General features: G+C 65.5%; 13 protein-coding genes. 7 read left to right on the forward strand and 6 right to left on the reverse strand.

What is annotated here, in order from left to right; genetic code table 11:
- Positions 1-66: 66 nt before the first annotated feature.
- Positions 67-678 carry a TetR/AcrR family transcriptional regulator gene (locus ACSE4D_RS11950; RefSeq protein ID WP_426937121.1) on the forward strand — a complete coding sequence of 204 codons (612 nt, stop codon included), beginning with the start codon at positions 67-69 and terminating at the stop codon, positions 676-678.
- 2 nt (positions 679-680) lie between these two features.
- Here the strand turns inward: ACSE4D_RS11950 and ACSE4D_RS11955 are convergent, their stop codons facing one another.
- Complete coding sequence (locus tag ACSE4D_RS11955; RefSeq protein WP_426937122.1) at positions 681-2,132, reverse strand: MDR family MFS transporter; 1,452 nt, start codon at positions 2,130-2,132, stop codon at positions 681-683.
- Between the two features lie 172 nt (positions 2,133-2,304).
- Positions 2,305-2,925: a histidine phosphatase family protein gene (locus tag ACSE4D_RS11960; protein WP_426937123.1), complete on the reverse strand. Its 621-nt coding sequence runs from the start codon at positions 2,923-2,925 to the stop codon at positions 2,305-2,307.
- A gap of 231 nt (positions 2,926-3,156) precedes the next feature.
- Here ACSE4D_RS11960 and ACSE4D_RS11965 point away from each other — a divergent pair, with 231 nt between their 5' ends.
- From ACSE4D_RS11965 to ACSE4D_RS11980, 4 genes are all read left to right on the forward strand, one after another.
- Positions 3,157-4,494 (forward strand): MFS transporter, encoded by a 1,338-nt coding sequence (locus ACSE4D_RS11965; protein ID WP_426937124.1) that lies wholly within the window; start codon positions 3,157-3,159, stop codon positions 4,492-4,494.
- On the forward strand, positions 4,487-6,139 hold the full coding sequence (locus tag ACSE4D_RS11970; protein WP_426937125.1) for a TIGR03767 family metallophosphoesterase: 1,653 nt from the start codon (positions 4,487-4,489) through the stop codon (positions 6,137-6,139). The genes ACSE4D_RS11965 and ACSE4D_RS11970 overlap by 8 nt, the downstream gene beginning before the upstream one ends.
- Before the next feature lie 120 nt (positions 6,140-6,259).
- A complete protein-coding gene (locus ACSE4D_RS11975; RefSeq protein ID WP_426937126.1) occupies positions 6,260-7,234 on the forward strand; it encodes a LacI family DNA-binding transcriptional regulator in 975 nt (324 codons plus the stop codon).
- Between the two features lie 407 nt (positions 7,235-7,641).
- On the forward strand, positions 7,642-8,007 hold the full coding sequence (locus ACSE4D_RS11980; RefSeq protein ID WP_426937127.1) for a hypothetical protein: 366 nt from the start codon (positions 7,642-7,644) through the stop codon (positions 8,005-8,007).
- Here the strand turns inward: ACSE4D_RS11980 and ACSE4D_RS11985 are convergent.
- The 4 genes from ACSE4D_RS11985 to ACSE4D_RS12000 all read right to left on the reverse strand — a co-directional run bounded on the left by ACSE4D_RS11985 (position 7,984) and on the right by ACSE4D_RS12000 (position 12,478).
- Positions 7,984-8,991 carry an aldo/keto reductase family protein gene (locus ACSE4D_RS11985; protein ID WP_426937128.1) on the reverse strand — a complete coding sequence of 336 codons (1,008 nt, stop codon included), beginning with the start codon at positions 8,989-8,991 and terminating at the stop codon, positions 7,984-7,986. The two genes, ACSE4D_RS11980 and ACSE4D_RS11985, sit on opposite strands and share 24 nt — an antisense overlap.
- A gap of 143 nt (positions 8,992-9,134) precedes the next feature.
- On the reverse strand, positions 9,135-10,361 hold the full coding sequence (locus ACSE4D_RS11990) for an MFS transporter (RefSeq protein ID WP_436326011.1): 1,227 nt from the start codon (positions 10,359-10,361) through the stop codon (positions 9,135-9,137).
- A 114-nt stretch (positions 10,362-10,475) separates the two neighbouring features.
- Positions 10,476-11,150: a GntR family transcriptional regulator gene (locus ACSE4D_RS11995; protein WP_436326012.1), complete on the reverse strand. Its 675-nt coding sequence runs from the start codon at positions 11,148-11,150 to the stop codon at positions 10,476-10,478.
- Positions 11,147-12,478 (reverse strand): MFS transporter, encoded by a 1,332-nt coding sequence (locus ACSE4D_RS12000; protein ID WP_436326013.1) that lies wholly within the window; start codon positions 12,476-12,478, stop codon positions 11,147-11,149. Before ACSE4D_RS12000 ends, ACSE4D_RS11995 begins: the two co-directional genes overlap by 4 nt.
- A 256-nt stretch (positions 12,479-12,734) precedes the next feature.
- Here ACSE4D_RS12000 and ACSE4D_RS12005 point away from each other — a divergent pair, with 256 nt between their 5' ends.
- Both ACSE4D_RS12005 and ACSE4D_RS12010 read left to right on the forward strand, forming a co-directional pair.
- The gene (locus ACSE4D_RS12005; RefSeq protein WP_436326014.1) at positions 12,735-13,541 is read left to right on the forward strand and encodes a thioesterase family protein; all 807 of its coding nucleotides are present in this window, start codon (positions 12,735-12,737) and stop codon (positions 13,539-13,541) included.
- 15 nt (positions 13,542-13,556) lie between these two features.
- Positions 13,557-14,348: a sulfite exporter TauE/SafE family protein gene (locus ACSE4D_RS12010; protein ID WP_426937133.1), complete on the forward strand. Its 792-nt coding sequence runs from the start codon at positions 13,557-13,559 to the stop codon at positions 14,346-14,348.
- Positions 14,349-14,508: the final 160 nt, after the last annotated feature.

Consider the following 14,508-nt stretch of genomic DNA (forward strand, 5'->3'; position numbering starts at 1 on the left):
CGGTGACGGAACACAGCGCCGAAAAATATCTTTTCAATGGAAAGTTTGCTCGGGTACGATCGAAGTGTGACTTATCATCATGGGGATCTGAGGCGGACGCTGCTGGCACAGACCGCCTCGGCGATCGCCGAGGACGGCGTCGCCAAACTCAGCATGCGGGCTCTGGCGAAGCGGGCGGGTGTCTCGAATGCCGCGCCGACCTATCACTTCGGCGACAAGGCCGGGCTGCTCACGGCGCTCGCGGCCGAAGGGTTCGACCTGCTCGCGGAGGCGATGAGCGGGTTCGGAGACGGAGGCGGGGCCCACTCCGTCGGTGATCGCCGCGACGGCGCGGCAGATGCCGGCGGCGACGAACACGGGCTCGTCGCCCGCGGTGTCGCCTATGTGGAGTTCGCGTTGGCCTGCCCCTCACACTTCACCGTGATGTTCCAGCCTCGGCTGCTGCGCGAAGATGATGCGGATCTCGCGGCTGCGCGTCAGCGAGCCGGAGCCGCTCTCTCGGTCAGCGTGGCCGAGACCCGGTCGGGTCCGGACGCCGATTTCGGGGTGGCCGCCTGGTCTCTCGTCCACGGCTACGCCACGCTTGTCCTCAGTGGCGCAGTGGAGCCGGAGGACGCGCTCAAGCAGGCCCGAGCCGTGGCCGCGCACCTCGTGGCAGATGGTGGAGGGACAGCCTGAGGCTACTTCTTCGTCGTCTTCTTCTGCCCCGCCTCGAGCCCGTGGGAGTTCCTGATGAAGAACGATCCGAGAATGCCCAGGACGCCGACGCAGGCGGCGACGAAGAAGGCGACATTCGCGCCGTGGACCAGTCCGGCCGCGCCGTAGGCCTCCGGGTTCCGGGCCGCCGAGACCATGATCGTCACCAGGGCCGCGGTGCCGACGGACGCCGCGATCTGACGCATGGTGTTGTTCAGCGCGGTGCCGTGCGGGATGAGGTGTGAGGGCAGCTGATTGAGTGCCGCCGTGGTCACCGGCATCATCACCATGGCCACGCCGAACATCCGAACGGTGTTGACGACGGCGAGGTAGACGAACGACGTGTCCGGTTCGAGGCGGGCGAACATGAACGTCGTGCCCGTGAGCAGAGTGAAACCGGCGACGGCCAGCCACTTCGCGCCGATCGCATCGAAGATGCGGCCGGTCACCGGCGACATCAGCCCCATCACGGCAGCTCCCGGCAACAGGGCCAGGCCCGACTCCATGGCCGAGAAGGTGTTCATGTTCTGCATGTACAGCGGCAGCACCATCATGCCGCCGACCATGACGATGAACACGCACATGCCCAGCAGCGTATTGAGGGTGAACATCCGGTAGCGGAGGATGCGGAACTCGAGGATCGGCTGCTCGAGCTTGGACTGGCGCAGGATGAACAGCGTCAGCGTCACCGCGCCGATGGCCAGCGGGACGAGCACCTCGGCGCTGATCCACCCCGCGTCACCGGCGGTGCCGAAGCCGAAGAGCAGACCGCCGAAGCCGAAGGTGGAGAGGATGATCGAGAGGATGTCGAGGCGGGGGAAGGTGCGTTCGGTGACGTTCTTGAGCAGGAAGTAGGCGACGGCGAGATCGATGATGGCGATCGGCAGCATCATGTAGAACAGCACCTGCCAGGGCAGGTGGTCGACGATCCAGCCGGAGAGGCTCGGTCCGATCGCCGGGGCGAAGGCGATGACGAGGCCGAAGGTGCCCATCGCCGAGCCGCGCTTCTCGACAGGGAAGATCGCGAAGAGGATCGTCTGCATCAGCGGCATGATGATGCCGCCGGCCGAGGCCTGGATGACACGGCCGATGAGCATCACGGGGTAGACCGGCGCTATGGCGCACACGAGGGTGCCGACGATGAATAGGCCCATCGCAGTGAAGAACAGTCCGCGGGTGGTGAACTTCTGGATGAGGAAGGCGGTCACCGGGATCATGATGCCGTTGACGAGCATGAAGCTCGTCGTCACCCACTGGGCAGCGCCCGAGGTGATGTCGAAGTAGTCCATGAACGCCGGCAGGGCGGTGTTGAGCAGGGTCTGGTTGAGGATGATGACGAATGCGCCGGAGACGAGGACCGCGAGGACGAGGTTCCGGTTGATCGGGGTGCGGTCTGCCGGGTCCTGCTGGTTGCTGTCTCCGTTCGTCAATGGCATCCCTTCACTTCATAGTCCGCTGCGTCTCTTCTCTCGACACGCCTCCTGCTGAGAATGCGTGCCGATTCGGCCCCTCATCGCGCCCAGAGAATAAATTCCCAAGTTATATAATGGTCTCATGCAGTTTAGCGCACGGCTCTCGCCGAGGCAGCCCCGGGTCAGTGTGATTTCATCAACGTGGGTGCTGGGTGAAGCTGGACGAACGGGCGGGCATCGAGGTGAGGAGCCGGAGCTCGGCATTGCGCAGATGGGGCAGGGTGCGGTGTGCGGTCGGGGTCATTCCGCGCAGCCACGCCTCGGCGATCTGCAGGACATCCCCGTGCGCCACGAGGACGATGTCCGAGGGCGCATGCGCACGTAGCAGCTCTTCCACGAGGCTACGCGTGCGGAGTGCGACCTCGGCCGGCGTTTCGACTCCGGGCGGAAGGGGGCTGCCATGCGTATCCGCGGCCCACACGCCGTCGTAAAGAGCGGAGGAGCCTCCCTCGAGCGATCCGAAGTCCCGCTCTCGCAGGCGGGTGTCTACGCGGGGCTCGCCCGTGCCCCAGATCTCTGCAGCGATCTCAGCGGTCTCCCGGGCGCGTGCGAAGTCGCTCGTGATGACGAGCGCATCGGCTGCGAGGGGATTGGCCCGCGCGCCTGCGGCGGCCTGTTCTCGGCCCAATTCGGTCAGCTTCGCCCAGAAGAACGCCTCGGTGCCCGGGCGGCTGACGATGACGCCCTCCCGGTTGGCGCGACTCTCACCGTGTCGCAGCGCCCAGAGTCTCGAAGCGCCGTTGCGTTCATTCGACAATACTGGTCAGCTCCTTGAAGTGTCGGTTCTGCTTTCGACGATTCGATGCTCGGCAGTGTCTTGCGTGAGTGTGGCGTGGAGATGAATTCTCGTGCCGCCACCGGATTCCATCCGGCGATTGCTTGTGCGGCACACTTTTGCCAGTGTAGCGTTTAAATCGATTTAGCAACCTGGATTTCGGGGCGGCGTCCGTCTCGATTCGTGCGCTCAGAGACGACGAGGTGGCAGGACATGAATTTCGACGGCTTCGACAGCCCCAAGACCAAACGATTCCAACGGAAGGTGACGCTCCTGTCGGCAGGTGGGACCTTCCTCGACGGGTTCGACCTGACTGTCATCGCGGTCGCCCTCCCGATGATCGCCAACGAATGGGACGTCGGTGCCTGGGAGAAGTCGCTGATCACCAGCTCGGCGATCATCGGCTCATTCATCGGCGCCGCCGTGCTCGGCAATCTCACCGACCGGTTCGGCCGCAAAGCGATGTACGTCATCGACCTGCTCGCCTTCGTGATTTTCGCGGCGCTGACCGCGTTCTCCCAAGACGTCTGGCAGCTCATCATCTTCCGGTTCCTGCTCGGCATCGGGATCGGGGCCGACTATCCGATCTCGGCGACCATCGTGTCCGAATTCGCCTCCAAGAAGGGACGAGGGAAGCTCTCCACCTCCCTCGGCGCCATGTGGTTCGTCGGAGCCGTCGCCGCCTATCTCGTCGGGCTCGTAGTCTTGCCGCTGGGAGACTTCGCTTGGCGCGCGCTGTTGCTGGTGGGAGCGGCTTTCGCGCTCATCGTCTTCATCTTCCGCGTTCAGCTCCCCGAATCGCCGCGCTGGCTGCTCGCTCACGGGCGAGCCGAAGACGCTAAGAACGTCGTCGAAAAGGTCACCGGCGTGCGCCCGACCGCGACGGAGATCGCGGGCGACGATCGCCCCAAGCCGGGCGAGTCGTCGAAGCTTTTCGTAGGTATACAGCGCCGACGCACCCTTTTCGTCTGCGGATTCTGGTTCTGCTATGCCACCGCCTACTACGGAATCTCTATGTATACACCGACCATTCTGGAGCCGTTCACCAGCGGCTCCCACGTCAGTGTGATCATCGGGTCCGGAGTCATCGCGCTTCTCGGGCTGGTCGGTTCCGTCATCGGCATGAACCTCGTCGACTCCTGGGGACGGCGTCCGCTCATCATCACATCCTTCGCCGGTCTCACAGCTGCCCTCATCGTGCTGGCCGCCGTCGTCGGACCGAGCTTCGGCTTCCTCGTCGTTCTGTTCAGCATCGCCGTCCTTTTCGCGAACTCCGGCGGCGGCATCCTCAACTTCGTCTATCCGACCGAGCTCTTCCCGACATCCCTGCGGGCAACGGGATCGGGCCTCGCGACCTCGGTGAGCCGCATTGGATCAATTCTGGGCGTGCTGGCGTTTCCGAACCTCGTGGCCGCGTGGGGGAACAACGCAGCTCTCTGGGTCTTCGCCGCTGTCGGCGCGGCCGGTCTGCTGATCTGCGTGTTCATGGCTCCGGAGACGAAGAACCGCAGCCTGGAGGAGATCAACTTCGAGGAGGCCGCTCGTGTTTGAGCAGAACCGTATCCCGGTGGTGTCCTCGGTCGAATCGACGCTGGTTCCCGGCGAAGAGCGACCTTACCGTCGGCTGCACCGTGGCCCGGGCGAACCCCACCTCGAGCGCCGAGACCTGATGTCGCAGAGCTCGGGCGGAGGTCCGAGAGCCGATGAGAGGTCGATGGCCGGACTCATCCATTTCACGGACTTCCAGATCGCAGATCTCGCCTCTCCGAGCAGAGTGGAGTTCCTTCAGCGGCTTGTCGGGGAGAAGGGCTGGGAGCGGATGCTCCCTGCGTACCGCCCACAGGAATTCATGCTGGCCCAGGCGATCGAACTCATCGTGCGCAGCATGAATGCTTTCGCCGCAGAGGACCCCGAGAGGTGGACTCTCGCCCTCACGACCGGCGATAACACTGACTCAGCGCAGCACAATGAACTCACCACGTTCCTCAACTGTCTCGAGGGAGGGCGGATCGAACCCGCCGCCGGCACCCGCGGATTCTCCGATGCCCCCGTGGGCCTAGGCGACGACCATTACTACAACCCGGAGCCGTGGTCGGAGGACGTCTGGAAGTCGAGCCTCGGTCTGCCTACCTATCCCGGCGCCGTAGCCGCCTCGGTGCAGCCGTTCGACGCCGTCGGCCTGAGGATTCCCTGGTTGAGCTGCTTCGGCAATCACGACTGCCTAGTGCAGGGGCGTGCCGCACGGCCGGAGGGCTACAACGACATCCTCACCGGCTCGTCGAAGCCGGTCGACCGTCCCGCAGATGCTCCGAGCGGTGACAAGCTCTCCGCCTATGTCGAGGACCCCACATGGGTGTCGACGGGCCGCGCTGACGAGATAGAAGCGCGGGACGATCGCCGAATGGTGTCGAAGCGGGAGTACATCGAACAGCACCTCGCGGCACCCGGGGCGCCGAGCGGCCACGGATTCACGGCGGACAACTTCACCACAGGGCATGCCTACTATGTCTACGACGGGCTTCCCGGGATCAGGATGATCGTCTTGGACACCACCAATATCGCCGGTCACGTCGACGGCTGCGTCGATGATGCCCAATTCGTCTGGCTGGAAGAGAGGCTAGCCGAAGTGCACAGCCGCTATCGCGCGGTCGACGGGAGCACTGTGCAGGCGGATGGTGAGGATCGCATCGTCGTCATCGCCTCCCACCACGGCCTGTCGACGATGACGAATGACTTCGGAGGCGAAACTTACGATGACGGTGAGGAGAAGGGAAAGCGCCACCTCGCCGCCGACGTCGAGGCGCTGCTCCACCGGTTCGGCAATGTCGCCCTGTGGCTCTCGGGCCACACTCACATCAACAAGATCACTCCGCGTCCGGGAGCGAGCGGCGGCTTCTGGGAAGTGTCGACTGCATCCATCGCAGAATGGCCGGTGCAGTTTCGAAGCATCGAGATCTTCGCGGGTGCCGAGGCGCTCAGGGTGCGGACCACGATGGTGGATTCGCAGGTTCCGGCCGCGCCGGACGGTTCTCTCGATCTGGCCGATCTGGCGTCGTTGCATCGGGAGATCGGCGCAAACGATCCTGGCTCCGTCGGCGGTCTCCACGCGCAGGGGTCGCCGGCCGACCGTAACCAGGATCTCCTTGTCCCGGTGTCGCCCGAGCTGCTGAAGTCCCTGGCTCGGGATCCGCGGTAATGTGAGAGCGCTTTCCGCCTGCGCAGCGGTGATGAGACGATGAGCCGTCGAGACGAGGAGGACGGGGTGGCATCAGGGCGCTCTGGAGCACACGCGGGGCGACGGCCCACAGTGCGAACGGTGGCCGAGGCCGCAGGCGTCTCACCATCTCTCGTCAGCTTCGTGTTCAACAAACGACCTGGGGTGTCCGAAGCGACGAGATCGCACATCCTCGAAGTGGCAGCAGAACTCGGCTATCAGCCCGATCCGCGGGCACGCGAGCTGCGCACCGGCAAGGCGATGACGATGGGGCTGGTCGTCCGCAACGTCGCCAATCCGTTCTTCAACGAACTGCTCATGGGGATGCAGGAGAACGCCGAACCGGACGGCGTCTCCATTCTCGCCACTGACACGCAGTTCGACCCGGCGCGAGAGGATGCACATGTCCGTTCGCTGGCGTCCCGGAGACCTGCCGGTCTGGCGATCGTGCCGGTCGGCGACGCCGTTGCGGTGAAGCTCTGGCAGAGTCTGCAGCCGGACACGCCCCTGGTCATCGTCAATGCCACCCTGGCCGCCGCACCGGAAGTTCCCCACGTCACTCCGGATGACGTCTCCGCGGTACGTCTGGCCTTCGACCATCTCCAGAACCTGGGACACCGTCGCATCGCCCTGCTGTCGGCGCCGGCCGATCTCATGCCCGATCGCGATCGCTTCGATGAGTACCTGCGTCTGTGTTCGGTTCGGGGCCTGGAGCCGATGCCGATTCATGCGTCTCTCCGCGGTGACGGACTGACCGACCACCTGAGAGGCGTGTTCGCTGCTGCGCCGGGACAACGGCCCACCGCCATCATCACGAACTCGGACCACACTGCCGCCTATGTCTACCACGCAGTCAGACAGCAGGGACTGTCAGTCGGAGCCGATGTCTCCGTGGTCGGCCATGACGATCTGTCGACATCGGCCCTGCTCCAGCCGGGGCTGACGACGATCAAGGCGGATCTGCGCGAAATGGGACGGCAGACATACCTCCGACTCACCGACTCGACCTTGGGCAACCATCGCGAACCTGTGGCGCTCGTCGTCCGCGGATCGACGGGGCCTCCTCGGCGGGTCTGAGATCGTCGGCTCCACGCGAGGAGTGAGGTCAGGGAACGGTGCCGAGCGCCTTCCGGAGGGCACCGATGGCGGGTCTGCGCGCGACCAGCGTCGACTTCGCATACTGCTCGCCTTCGATACGGAGTACATTCGTCTCGTCGATGATGACGCGTGTCGTGGGCAGGCCAACCAGATCCTTATCGGGTGTCTGAAGCGTGAGGCGTACCTCTCTCGATGCTGATCGGGGTCGGTCGTGTACTGATCCCAGAACCTTTTCGTCCCAACCTGGGTGAGATGGAAGCCTTCAGTGAAATGCTCGTAGGACGGTGTTGAGAAGTCAGCATTCGTCACCGGGTAGAGCAAGCAGCACCTGGCCGGCGATGTCGAGTCCGCCGCGGCCCTTATTCATCTGCGTGAACATGGCGGACATGCACCCGCCGGCCGCGAGTTCGCGGAGCGCTCGTCCCACGCTCGACGAGCTCAGCCTCGGCAACGCCGCCGTTGACGAGGCGGACTACGACGTCGTCTTCTATCTAGGCAGGCACGGGTCCATGGAAGATCTCGCGTTCGACGAGGTCTCCGGTGAGCTCCTCAAGCGCCACCTGAGAGCAGGACTACCGCTGGCGCTGCTGTGCCACGCACCGGTCGCTGCAGGGACCAGGTACGAGAAATGCCGCGTTCCCCTGCGGCCGTACGCCATCAACGGGGACTTCTACACCGGTCAAAATCCCCAGTCGGACGAAGAGTTCGTGGCACGAATCCTTGCGGACTCAGGTCAGCCTCGTCGGCGGTGACTGCGTTTTCGTCGGGTCCGTCTCCGGCAGGTCGCCGAGGACTTCGTCGATGCGGGCGAGGACCTCGGGAGTGAGCGTGACCCCGGCGGCTTCAGCGTTCGAGGCGATCTGTTCGGGGCGTGAAGCGCCGACGAGTGCGGTGGCGACGTTGTCGTTGGCGAGCACCCAGGCGACGGCGAGCTGCGCCATCGTCAGACCCAGATCGGCGGCGATGGGTTCGAGGTCTTCGATCGCTGTGAGCATGTCGTCGTGGAGGTAGCGGCTCTTGATGAAGTCGGAGCCTCCCTTCTCGTCCGTGGCTCGCGAGCCGGCGGGAACCGGCTGGCCGGGCTTGTATTTGCCGGTCAGCGCACCTTGGGCGATCGGCGACCACACGACCTGCGAGATGCCGAGTTCCTTCGACGTCGGGATCACGCGCTCCTCGATGACGCGCCAGAGCATGTTGTACTGCGGCTGGTTCGACACGAGTTGGATGCCCAGATCCTTCGCCATGTGGTGGGCGGCGCGCAGCTGATCGGCGTTCCATTCGCTGACCCCGATATAGAGCGCCTTGCCGGCGCGGACGATATCGGCGAAGGCCTGCATCGTCTCTTCCAGCGGGGTCTCATAGTCGTAGCGGTGGGCCTGGTAGAGGTCGACATAATCGGTGCCGAGCCGGCGCAGCGAGGCGTTGATCGACTCCATCATGTGTTTGCGCGACAGGCCGGTGTCGTTGTGCCCCTTCGGACCGGTGGGGAAGTAGACCTTGGTGAAGATCTCGAGCGATTCGCGCCGCTGGCCGGCCAGTGCGTCGCCGAGGACCTGTTCGGCCACGGTGTTCGCATAGACGTCGGCGGTGTCGAAGGTCGAGATCCCTGCGTCGAGGGCGGCGTGCACGCATTTCGTGGCCGTGTCGTTCTCCACCTGCGATCCGTGCGTCAGCCAGTTTCCGTAGGTGATCTCGGAGATCTTCAGGCCGCTGTTTCCCAGATATCTGTGCTCCATGTCCTCACCCTACTGCGGCGAGTCCACCTGTGTCAGTGGTCATGCCCCGTTCGGTTTCGTCGCGGAGGGTCTGCGACCTGCGTTCGGTATGTTGGACAGCACTTGCCCCGCGTTCGGTTCGATGTCCAGTGCCGGGGACCGCGTCACAGCTTAGAGGTGCGCAGCCCGATGAGGGACTGCACGACGACGATGACGGCCAGGCCGATCACCGAGACCACGGATGAGCCGGCGGTTTCGAGCCCGAGCCCGAAGGCGAAAGGACCGATGGCCGCCAGCGCCACTCCGACGGCCGATGTCACGGCTGAGACCGAGGCTGTGTGAGCCGGCGAGCGGCCGAACTTCACGATCTGGTCGTAGGATGCGCCGAGGCACAGCCCCTGGGAGATGCCGAGCAGGATGGTGATGGGCAGCGCTCCGGCCGCGCCCATCATCAGCAGCAGGACCAGGCCGAGGACGGCGAGCAGCGGGGCCGCGGGCGCGATGAACCGCGAGAGTCCGCGCCGGATGGCGATCGGGGCGATGAGACCGAAGGGGATGGCGACGATGCTGATGAGTGAGGTGAAGCCGCCTGCTGCCTGAGCGGGCATCCCGTCGAGGACGAAGACGGCTGGCAGCCACGCAGAGGTGGTGTAGAACGTCAGCGAGGTGACACCCAGGAAGAGCGCCAGGAACCATACGTTGGCATCGGAGAGAACAGCCTCGGCGCGTCGCTCGCCCCCACTCGCCGAGGCGGCCCGTCCTCGGTGTGCGCCCGAGGCGGCCGCGACATGAGGAATGCGGATGTAGACGAGCCAGAGTGCCGCGGCGATCACCGTGCACAGGGCCCACACCAGCAGCGTGCCGCGCCAGCTGAGGCCTGTGGCCTCCCGGAGTGGGATGGTCAGACCGAGTGCCAGTGCAGGACCCAGGCTCAGCGACATCGAGTAGGTTCCGGTCAGTCGCGACCGGATCTCGGTGCGTTCGGCGTTGATGATCGAAGGAACGAGGACGGTGAGGATGGCGATCGAGAACCCCAGAAGTCCTGTGCCGAGGAGCAGGGGCGCGTCACCGGGAGTCGACCGGAGCGCCATGCCCGCCGCGATCGCCACGAGTGCGATGCTCACGACACGACCGCGTCCGAAGCGATTCGCCAATGGTGGGGCGACGGGAGCGGCAAGCAGAGTGAGCACCAGGGGGATGCTCGTCAGCAGCGACAGGAACGTCTCCCCATGACCGGTGTCCTCCATCATGGTCGGCACGAGCGGGGCCAGGGAGATGGTCGGGATCCGCAGAGTCAGGCCGACGATGAGGACCGTCGCAACGGCGATGATCAGAGAGACAGGCCGGGGAGGGGGCGGCTGAGTGCCGAATGATGGAGGATCGTCAGACATTGCTCGTCATCTTAGCTCTGTCATGATCGTGTTCGGACGGCGCCTGCTGTAAGAGCCGGGCCCACGCGGAAGCCGGACCCGGGTGAGGTCAGCGCCGCGCACCGCTGTCCGAAACTATGGCCCGAATCCGGGCCCGGCCTCCCGGGCGCCCTGCGAAGGCGAGGAATTCTCTGCGATGTGTCCTCGCAGCGTGTCTGCGAATGCCGCGGCATCACCGCTGCGAAGATGTTCGACCAGTTTTTCGTGCTCGGCGATGATCTCATCGCAGCGCGCGAGCAGGTGAGAACTGTTCATGAACAGGGCGAACCGGTGCCGGTCGGAGAGCAGCGAATACATCTCCAGCATCACCTGACTGTCACCGGCCTCGACGAATCCGCGGTGGAACTCCAAGGTCAGTTCGATGAATCGGGCGACGTCCGCCTCGGCGAAGGCGGCTCGCTGCTGGGTGATGAGCTCATCGAACGAGCTGGCCAAGCGCTGTCGCAGAGCCTCGGGAGCGCGCTCGACCGCGGTCGTTTCGAGAAGATAGCGGGCGTCGGCGAGTTCGGCAATGGTGCGCTCATCGATACCTTGGACGACGGCCCCGCGTTTGGGGTAGATGCGGATCCATCCTTCGTCCTGCAGCCGGGCCAGGGCCACGCGCACCGGGGTGCGACTGACTCCGATCTCGGTGGCCAGGGCCGCCTCGCCGAGCATCGTCCCCGGTGCGTGCCCGCCGTCGAGGATCTGCCTGCGGATCACCTGATAGGTGCGCTCGGCCGCGCTCAGCGGTCCCGTCTTCGCGCTCATTCCTCGCCTCCTGCCTGATCGGGCGCAACCTCTTCCGGCTGGGTCGGCGCTGCCGACGAACGGTCGGCCGCCTCGGCGAGAGGTCGGCGTCCGGGCCAGCTCATCAGCGGGATCGCGCGGATCGAGAATCCGACGGCGATGAGCAGCACGAACGTGGCCATGAGATTGATCCAGAGGAACCCGCCGGCGCCGAGCACGGACCCGGCGAGAGCAGCCATGAGCGCCCCGCCGAGATTCATCGCCGAATCCGAGGCGCCCTGCAGCGGCACTTTCGCGTGCGCCGGCACCGAGGCGGTCAGCAGCGACGATCCGCCGATGAGGAACATCGACCAGCCGATGCCGAGCAGCGACAGCGCTGTGCTGAGGAGGACCATCGACGACTCCGGAGCGATGGCGTCGATGACACCGAGGACGATCGTGAGCGTGAAGATGCCCGCCCCGCCGGCGATGACGATGCCGGAACCCCACCGGTCGGCCATCCAGCCGAAGACGGGTGAAAGGGCGTACATGCCGGCGATGTGGATGCTCACCACGATGCCGATCGCGCCGAGGCTGAATTCCTGATGGTCCATGTGCACCGGCGTCATGACCATGACGTTGGTCATCATCATCTGCCCGGCGATGATCGTGACCATCGCAAACAGCGGAACCGGGCGGGCCAGAGCGAAGCGCAGCGCCTCGCCGAGCTTCATCGGCTGCCGGACAGCGGCCGCCTCGGTGTCGGTCGACGTCCCCGTGGGAGCACCGGAGGTGACGGTCTTCGTCAGTGTCGATGCGGCAAGGGTGGCCAGTGCGAAGGCGACCATCGAGATGAGATAGGGCCCGGCCAGGCCGTTCATGCCAAGCGTCTGCCCGAGGTGGGCGCCGGGAGCGGTGAAGCTCGGGCCGAGCACGGACCCGACGGTCGTCGCCCACACCACCAGTGACATCGCCCGGCCGGCGGCCGCGGGATCGGCGAGGTCGACGGCGGCGTAGCGGGCCTGCAGACCTGAGGCGGTCGAGGACCCGCACATCATCATCCCGAGCATGAACAGCGGCAGGAACTGCAGTCCGACGCCGATGAGGACGACCACGGCGCCGAGCGTGCCGACGCCGAAGCCCAAGGTCAGGGCCGTGCGACGGCCGGAGCGACCGGCGAGGACGGCGAGGGGATAGGCGATGAGTCCGGCACCGAGGATGACGCTCATCTGCGCAAACCCCGCCATCGAGGTCTGCCCGGTGATCTCCTCGGCGAGGAGCCCGCCGACTGCGTAGCCCGAGGCGATCCCGGCTCCGGAGAGGAGCTGGGCGGTGATGAGTTTGGCCTGTTCGCGGATGTGGCTGGTCATAGTTGTCTCACGTCGTTGTGGAGGGTCGGATCCGTTCACGCTATCTTGCATGCATCTTGGATACAACAGGTGATCGCAGGATGGACGAAGACGCACGAAGTCATCCTCACCGGAAACCGTTTCGCTGCCGCGGACGTAAGATCGTCAGGTGGGGCAGGGCGTTTCCGGGCGAAGCACGACGCCGTCGACACCCGTCCCGGCAGGCCGACTGAGTTCGGAGACAATGGCGGTAACTCTCGACGACTGAGGAGATTGCATGACAGACAACGAGGTCGCGCCTCTGCCCGAGGCCTTCTACATTCCGCGCGGCAGCGACGAGTTCGACTCGACCGTGGCAACGACGAGCCCGTGGGATCCGGCGATGCAGCACGGGGGACCGCCCGCCGCCCTGCTCGCCCGCGCCGTCGAACGAGTCAGAGAAGACGAGTCGATGAGCATCGGGCGGCTGACGATCGACATGCTCGGTCCGATTCCCCAAGGACGCATCCGCACCGAGGCGACCATCGTGCGTCCGGGCAAACGCATCGAACTCGTCGAGGCGAAGCTCTGGGCCGACGATCGTCTGGCGGTGACCGCGACCGCGTGGCGGATGCGCTCGACCCCGGATTCCAGCGCCGAGGTGGCCACGGACTTCACGACCTCCTCGGTGCCGGGTGAGCAGGAACAGCGGTACTTCCCGGGCATCGGCTCCGACTGGGGTTACGGGCGGGCCATCGAATGGCGTTTCGCCTCCGGAGGGCTGCAGAAGCTCGGGCCCGCCGACGTCTGGGTCCGGCCGCGCATTCCGCTCGTCGCCGGAGAGGAGACGAGCCCGATCCAGCGCTTCGTCATCGCGGCCGATTCGGCGAACGGAGTCTCGTCCGCTGTGCCCTACGGTGAGTGGACGTTCATCCCGCCTTCGCTGTCGCTGACATTCGCGCGGGAACCACGATCGGAGTGGCTGAATATGAACGCTCGCACTCATATCGGCCCGGATGGGCGCGGTGTCGCGGACGGTGACCTCGCCGACGAATTCGGATATGTCGGGTCAGTGACTCAGCCGCTGCTCGTCGCCAGGCTCTGAGGCTCTCGGGCTGGCATGGAGTTCCTCGGACTCATACTCATCGGCATCCTTGTGGGGCTGACGACGGTGCTCTTCGGCTTCGGCGGAGGGTTCGTCGCGGTGCCGATCATCACCATCGTCGATGCCGACCTCGGAAGCGACACCGCACGGGTCGCGGCGGCCACCTCGGCGCTGGTGATGCTCATCAACGCGATCGTCGCCACGGTCTCGACGAAGCGGGAGACGCTCGCCCACCTGCAGGGTCGGTGGTGGCTGCTCATCCTGCTCGCCCTCGGTGGGGCGCTCGGGGCCTTCGGCGGCAGGTTCGCACCGGAAGCGCTGCTGCAATGGGGATTCGTCGCCTATATCGCGATCACCGCGATCGACCTGCTGCTGCGCCCCGGATTCTTCCGTCAGGGAACCCGTATTCGGAAGGAGACCGGCGAGGGTGGCCGCGGCATCTCTTCGGTGTGGGGCGTGCCCATCGGCGGTCTGGCCTCATTCCTCGGAGTCGGCGGGTCGGTCATGACAGTGCCGATGATGCGGCGGTCGGGGGCGACGATGACCGTGGCGACGACGCTGGCCAACCCCCTGACCCTGGTGATCATGAGCCCGGCCGTGCTCGTGACGATCACCGCCCATGCGAACATCGGCGCCCCGGGTATCGTCGGGTCGCTCGACCTCTATTCGGCCGCGGCCCTGCTCATCGGGGCGATCCCGGTCATCGTGGTGCTGCGTCGCCGCGTGCCGAAGATCCCGGAGATGCTCCACGCCTGGGGTTACTTCATCCTGCTCATCGCCGCCGGAGCGGTCGTCGCAGTGGCGTGAGGGCGTGCTCGCGCTGATTCCCCGTTCGCCCAATCCCTGCGCCGAGCGGACCACTTAGCGTCGAGCGAACCAGTTGCAAGCGGTCCGCTCGGCGCTAAGTGGTCCGCTCGGCGAGGCAGGGGGTCTAGTTGGCCCACCGGCCGGCGACGCAGGGGGTCTA

This window comes from Brevibacterium sp. FAM 27836 (genome assembly GCF_051351055.1).
Taxonomy (GTDB): Bacteria; Actinomycetota; Actinomycetes; order Actinomycetales; family Brevibacteriaceae; genus Brevibacterium.

Excerpts from the sequence above, each read along its gene's own strand:
- ACSE4D_RS11955 (WP_426937122.1), bottom strand. The coding sequence starts at position 2,132 with ATGCCATTGACGAACGGAGACAGCAACCAGCAGGACCCGGCAGACCGC.
- ACSE4D_RS11965 (WP_426937124.1), top strand. The coding sequence starts at position 3,157 with ATGAATTTCGACGGCTTCGACAGCCCCAAGACCAAACGATTCCAACGG.
- ACSE4D_RS11980 (WP_426937127.1), top strand. The coding sequence starts at position 7,642 with ATGCACCCGCCGGCCGCGAGTTCGCGGAGCGCTCGTCCCACGCTCGAC.
- ACSE4D_RS11985 (WP_426937128.1), bottom strand. The coding sequence starts at position 8,991 with ATGGAGCACAGATATCTGGGAAACAGCGGCCTGAAGATCTCCGAGATC.
- ACSE4D_RS11990 (WP_436326011.1), bottom strand. The coding sequence starts at position 10,361 with ATGTCTGACGATCCTCCATCATTCGGCACTCAGCCGCCCCCTCCCCGG.
- ACSE4D_RS11995 (WP_436326012.1), bottom strand. The coding sequence starts at position 11,150 with ATGAGCGCGAAGACGGGACCGCTGAGCGCGGCCGAGCGCACCTATCAG.
- ACSE4D_RS12000 (WP_436326013.1), bottom strand. The coding sequence starts at position 12,478 with ATGACCAGCCACATCCGCGAACAGGCCAAACTCATCACCGCCCAGCTC.
- ACSE4D_RS12005 (WP_436326014.1), top strand. The coding sequence starts at position 12,735 with ATGACAGACAACGAGGTCGCGCCTCTGCCCGAGGCCTTCTACATTCCG.
- ACSE4D_RS12010 (WP_426937133.1), top strand. The coding sequence starts at position 13,557 with ATGGAGTTCCTCGGACTCATACTCATCGGCATCCTTGTGGGGCTGACG.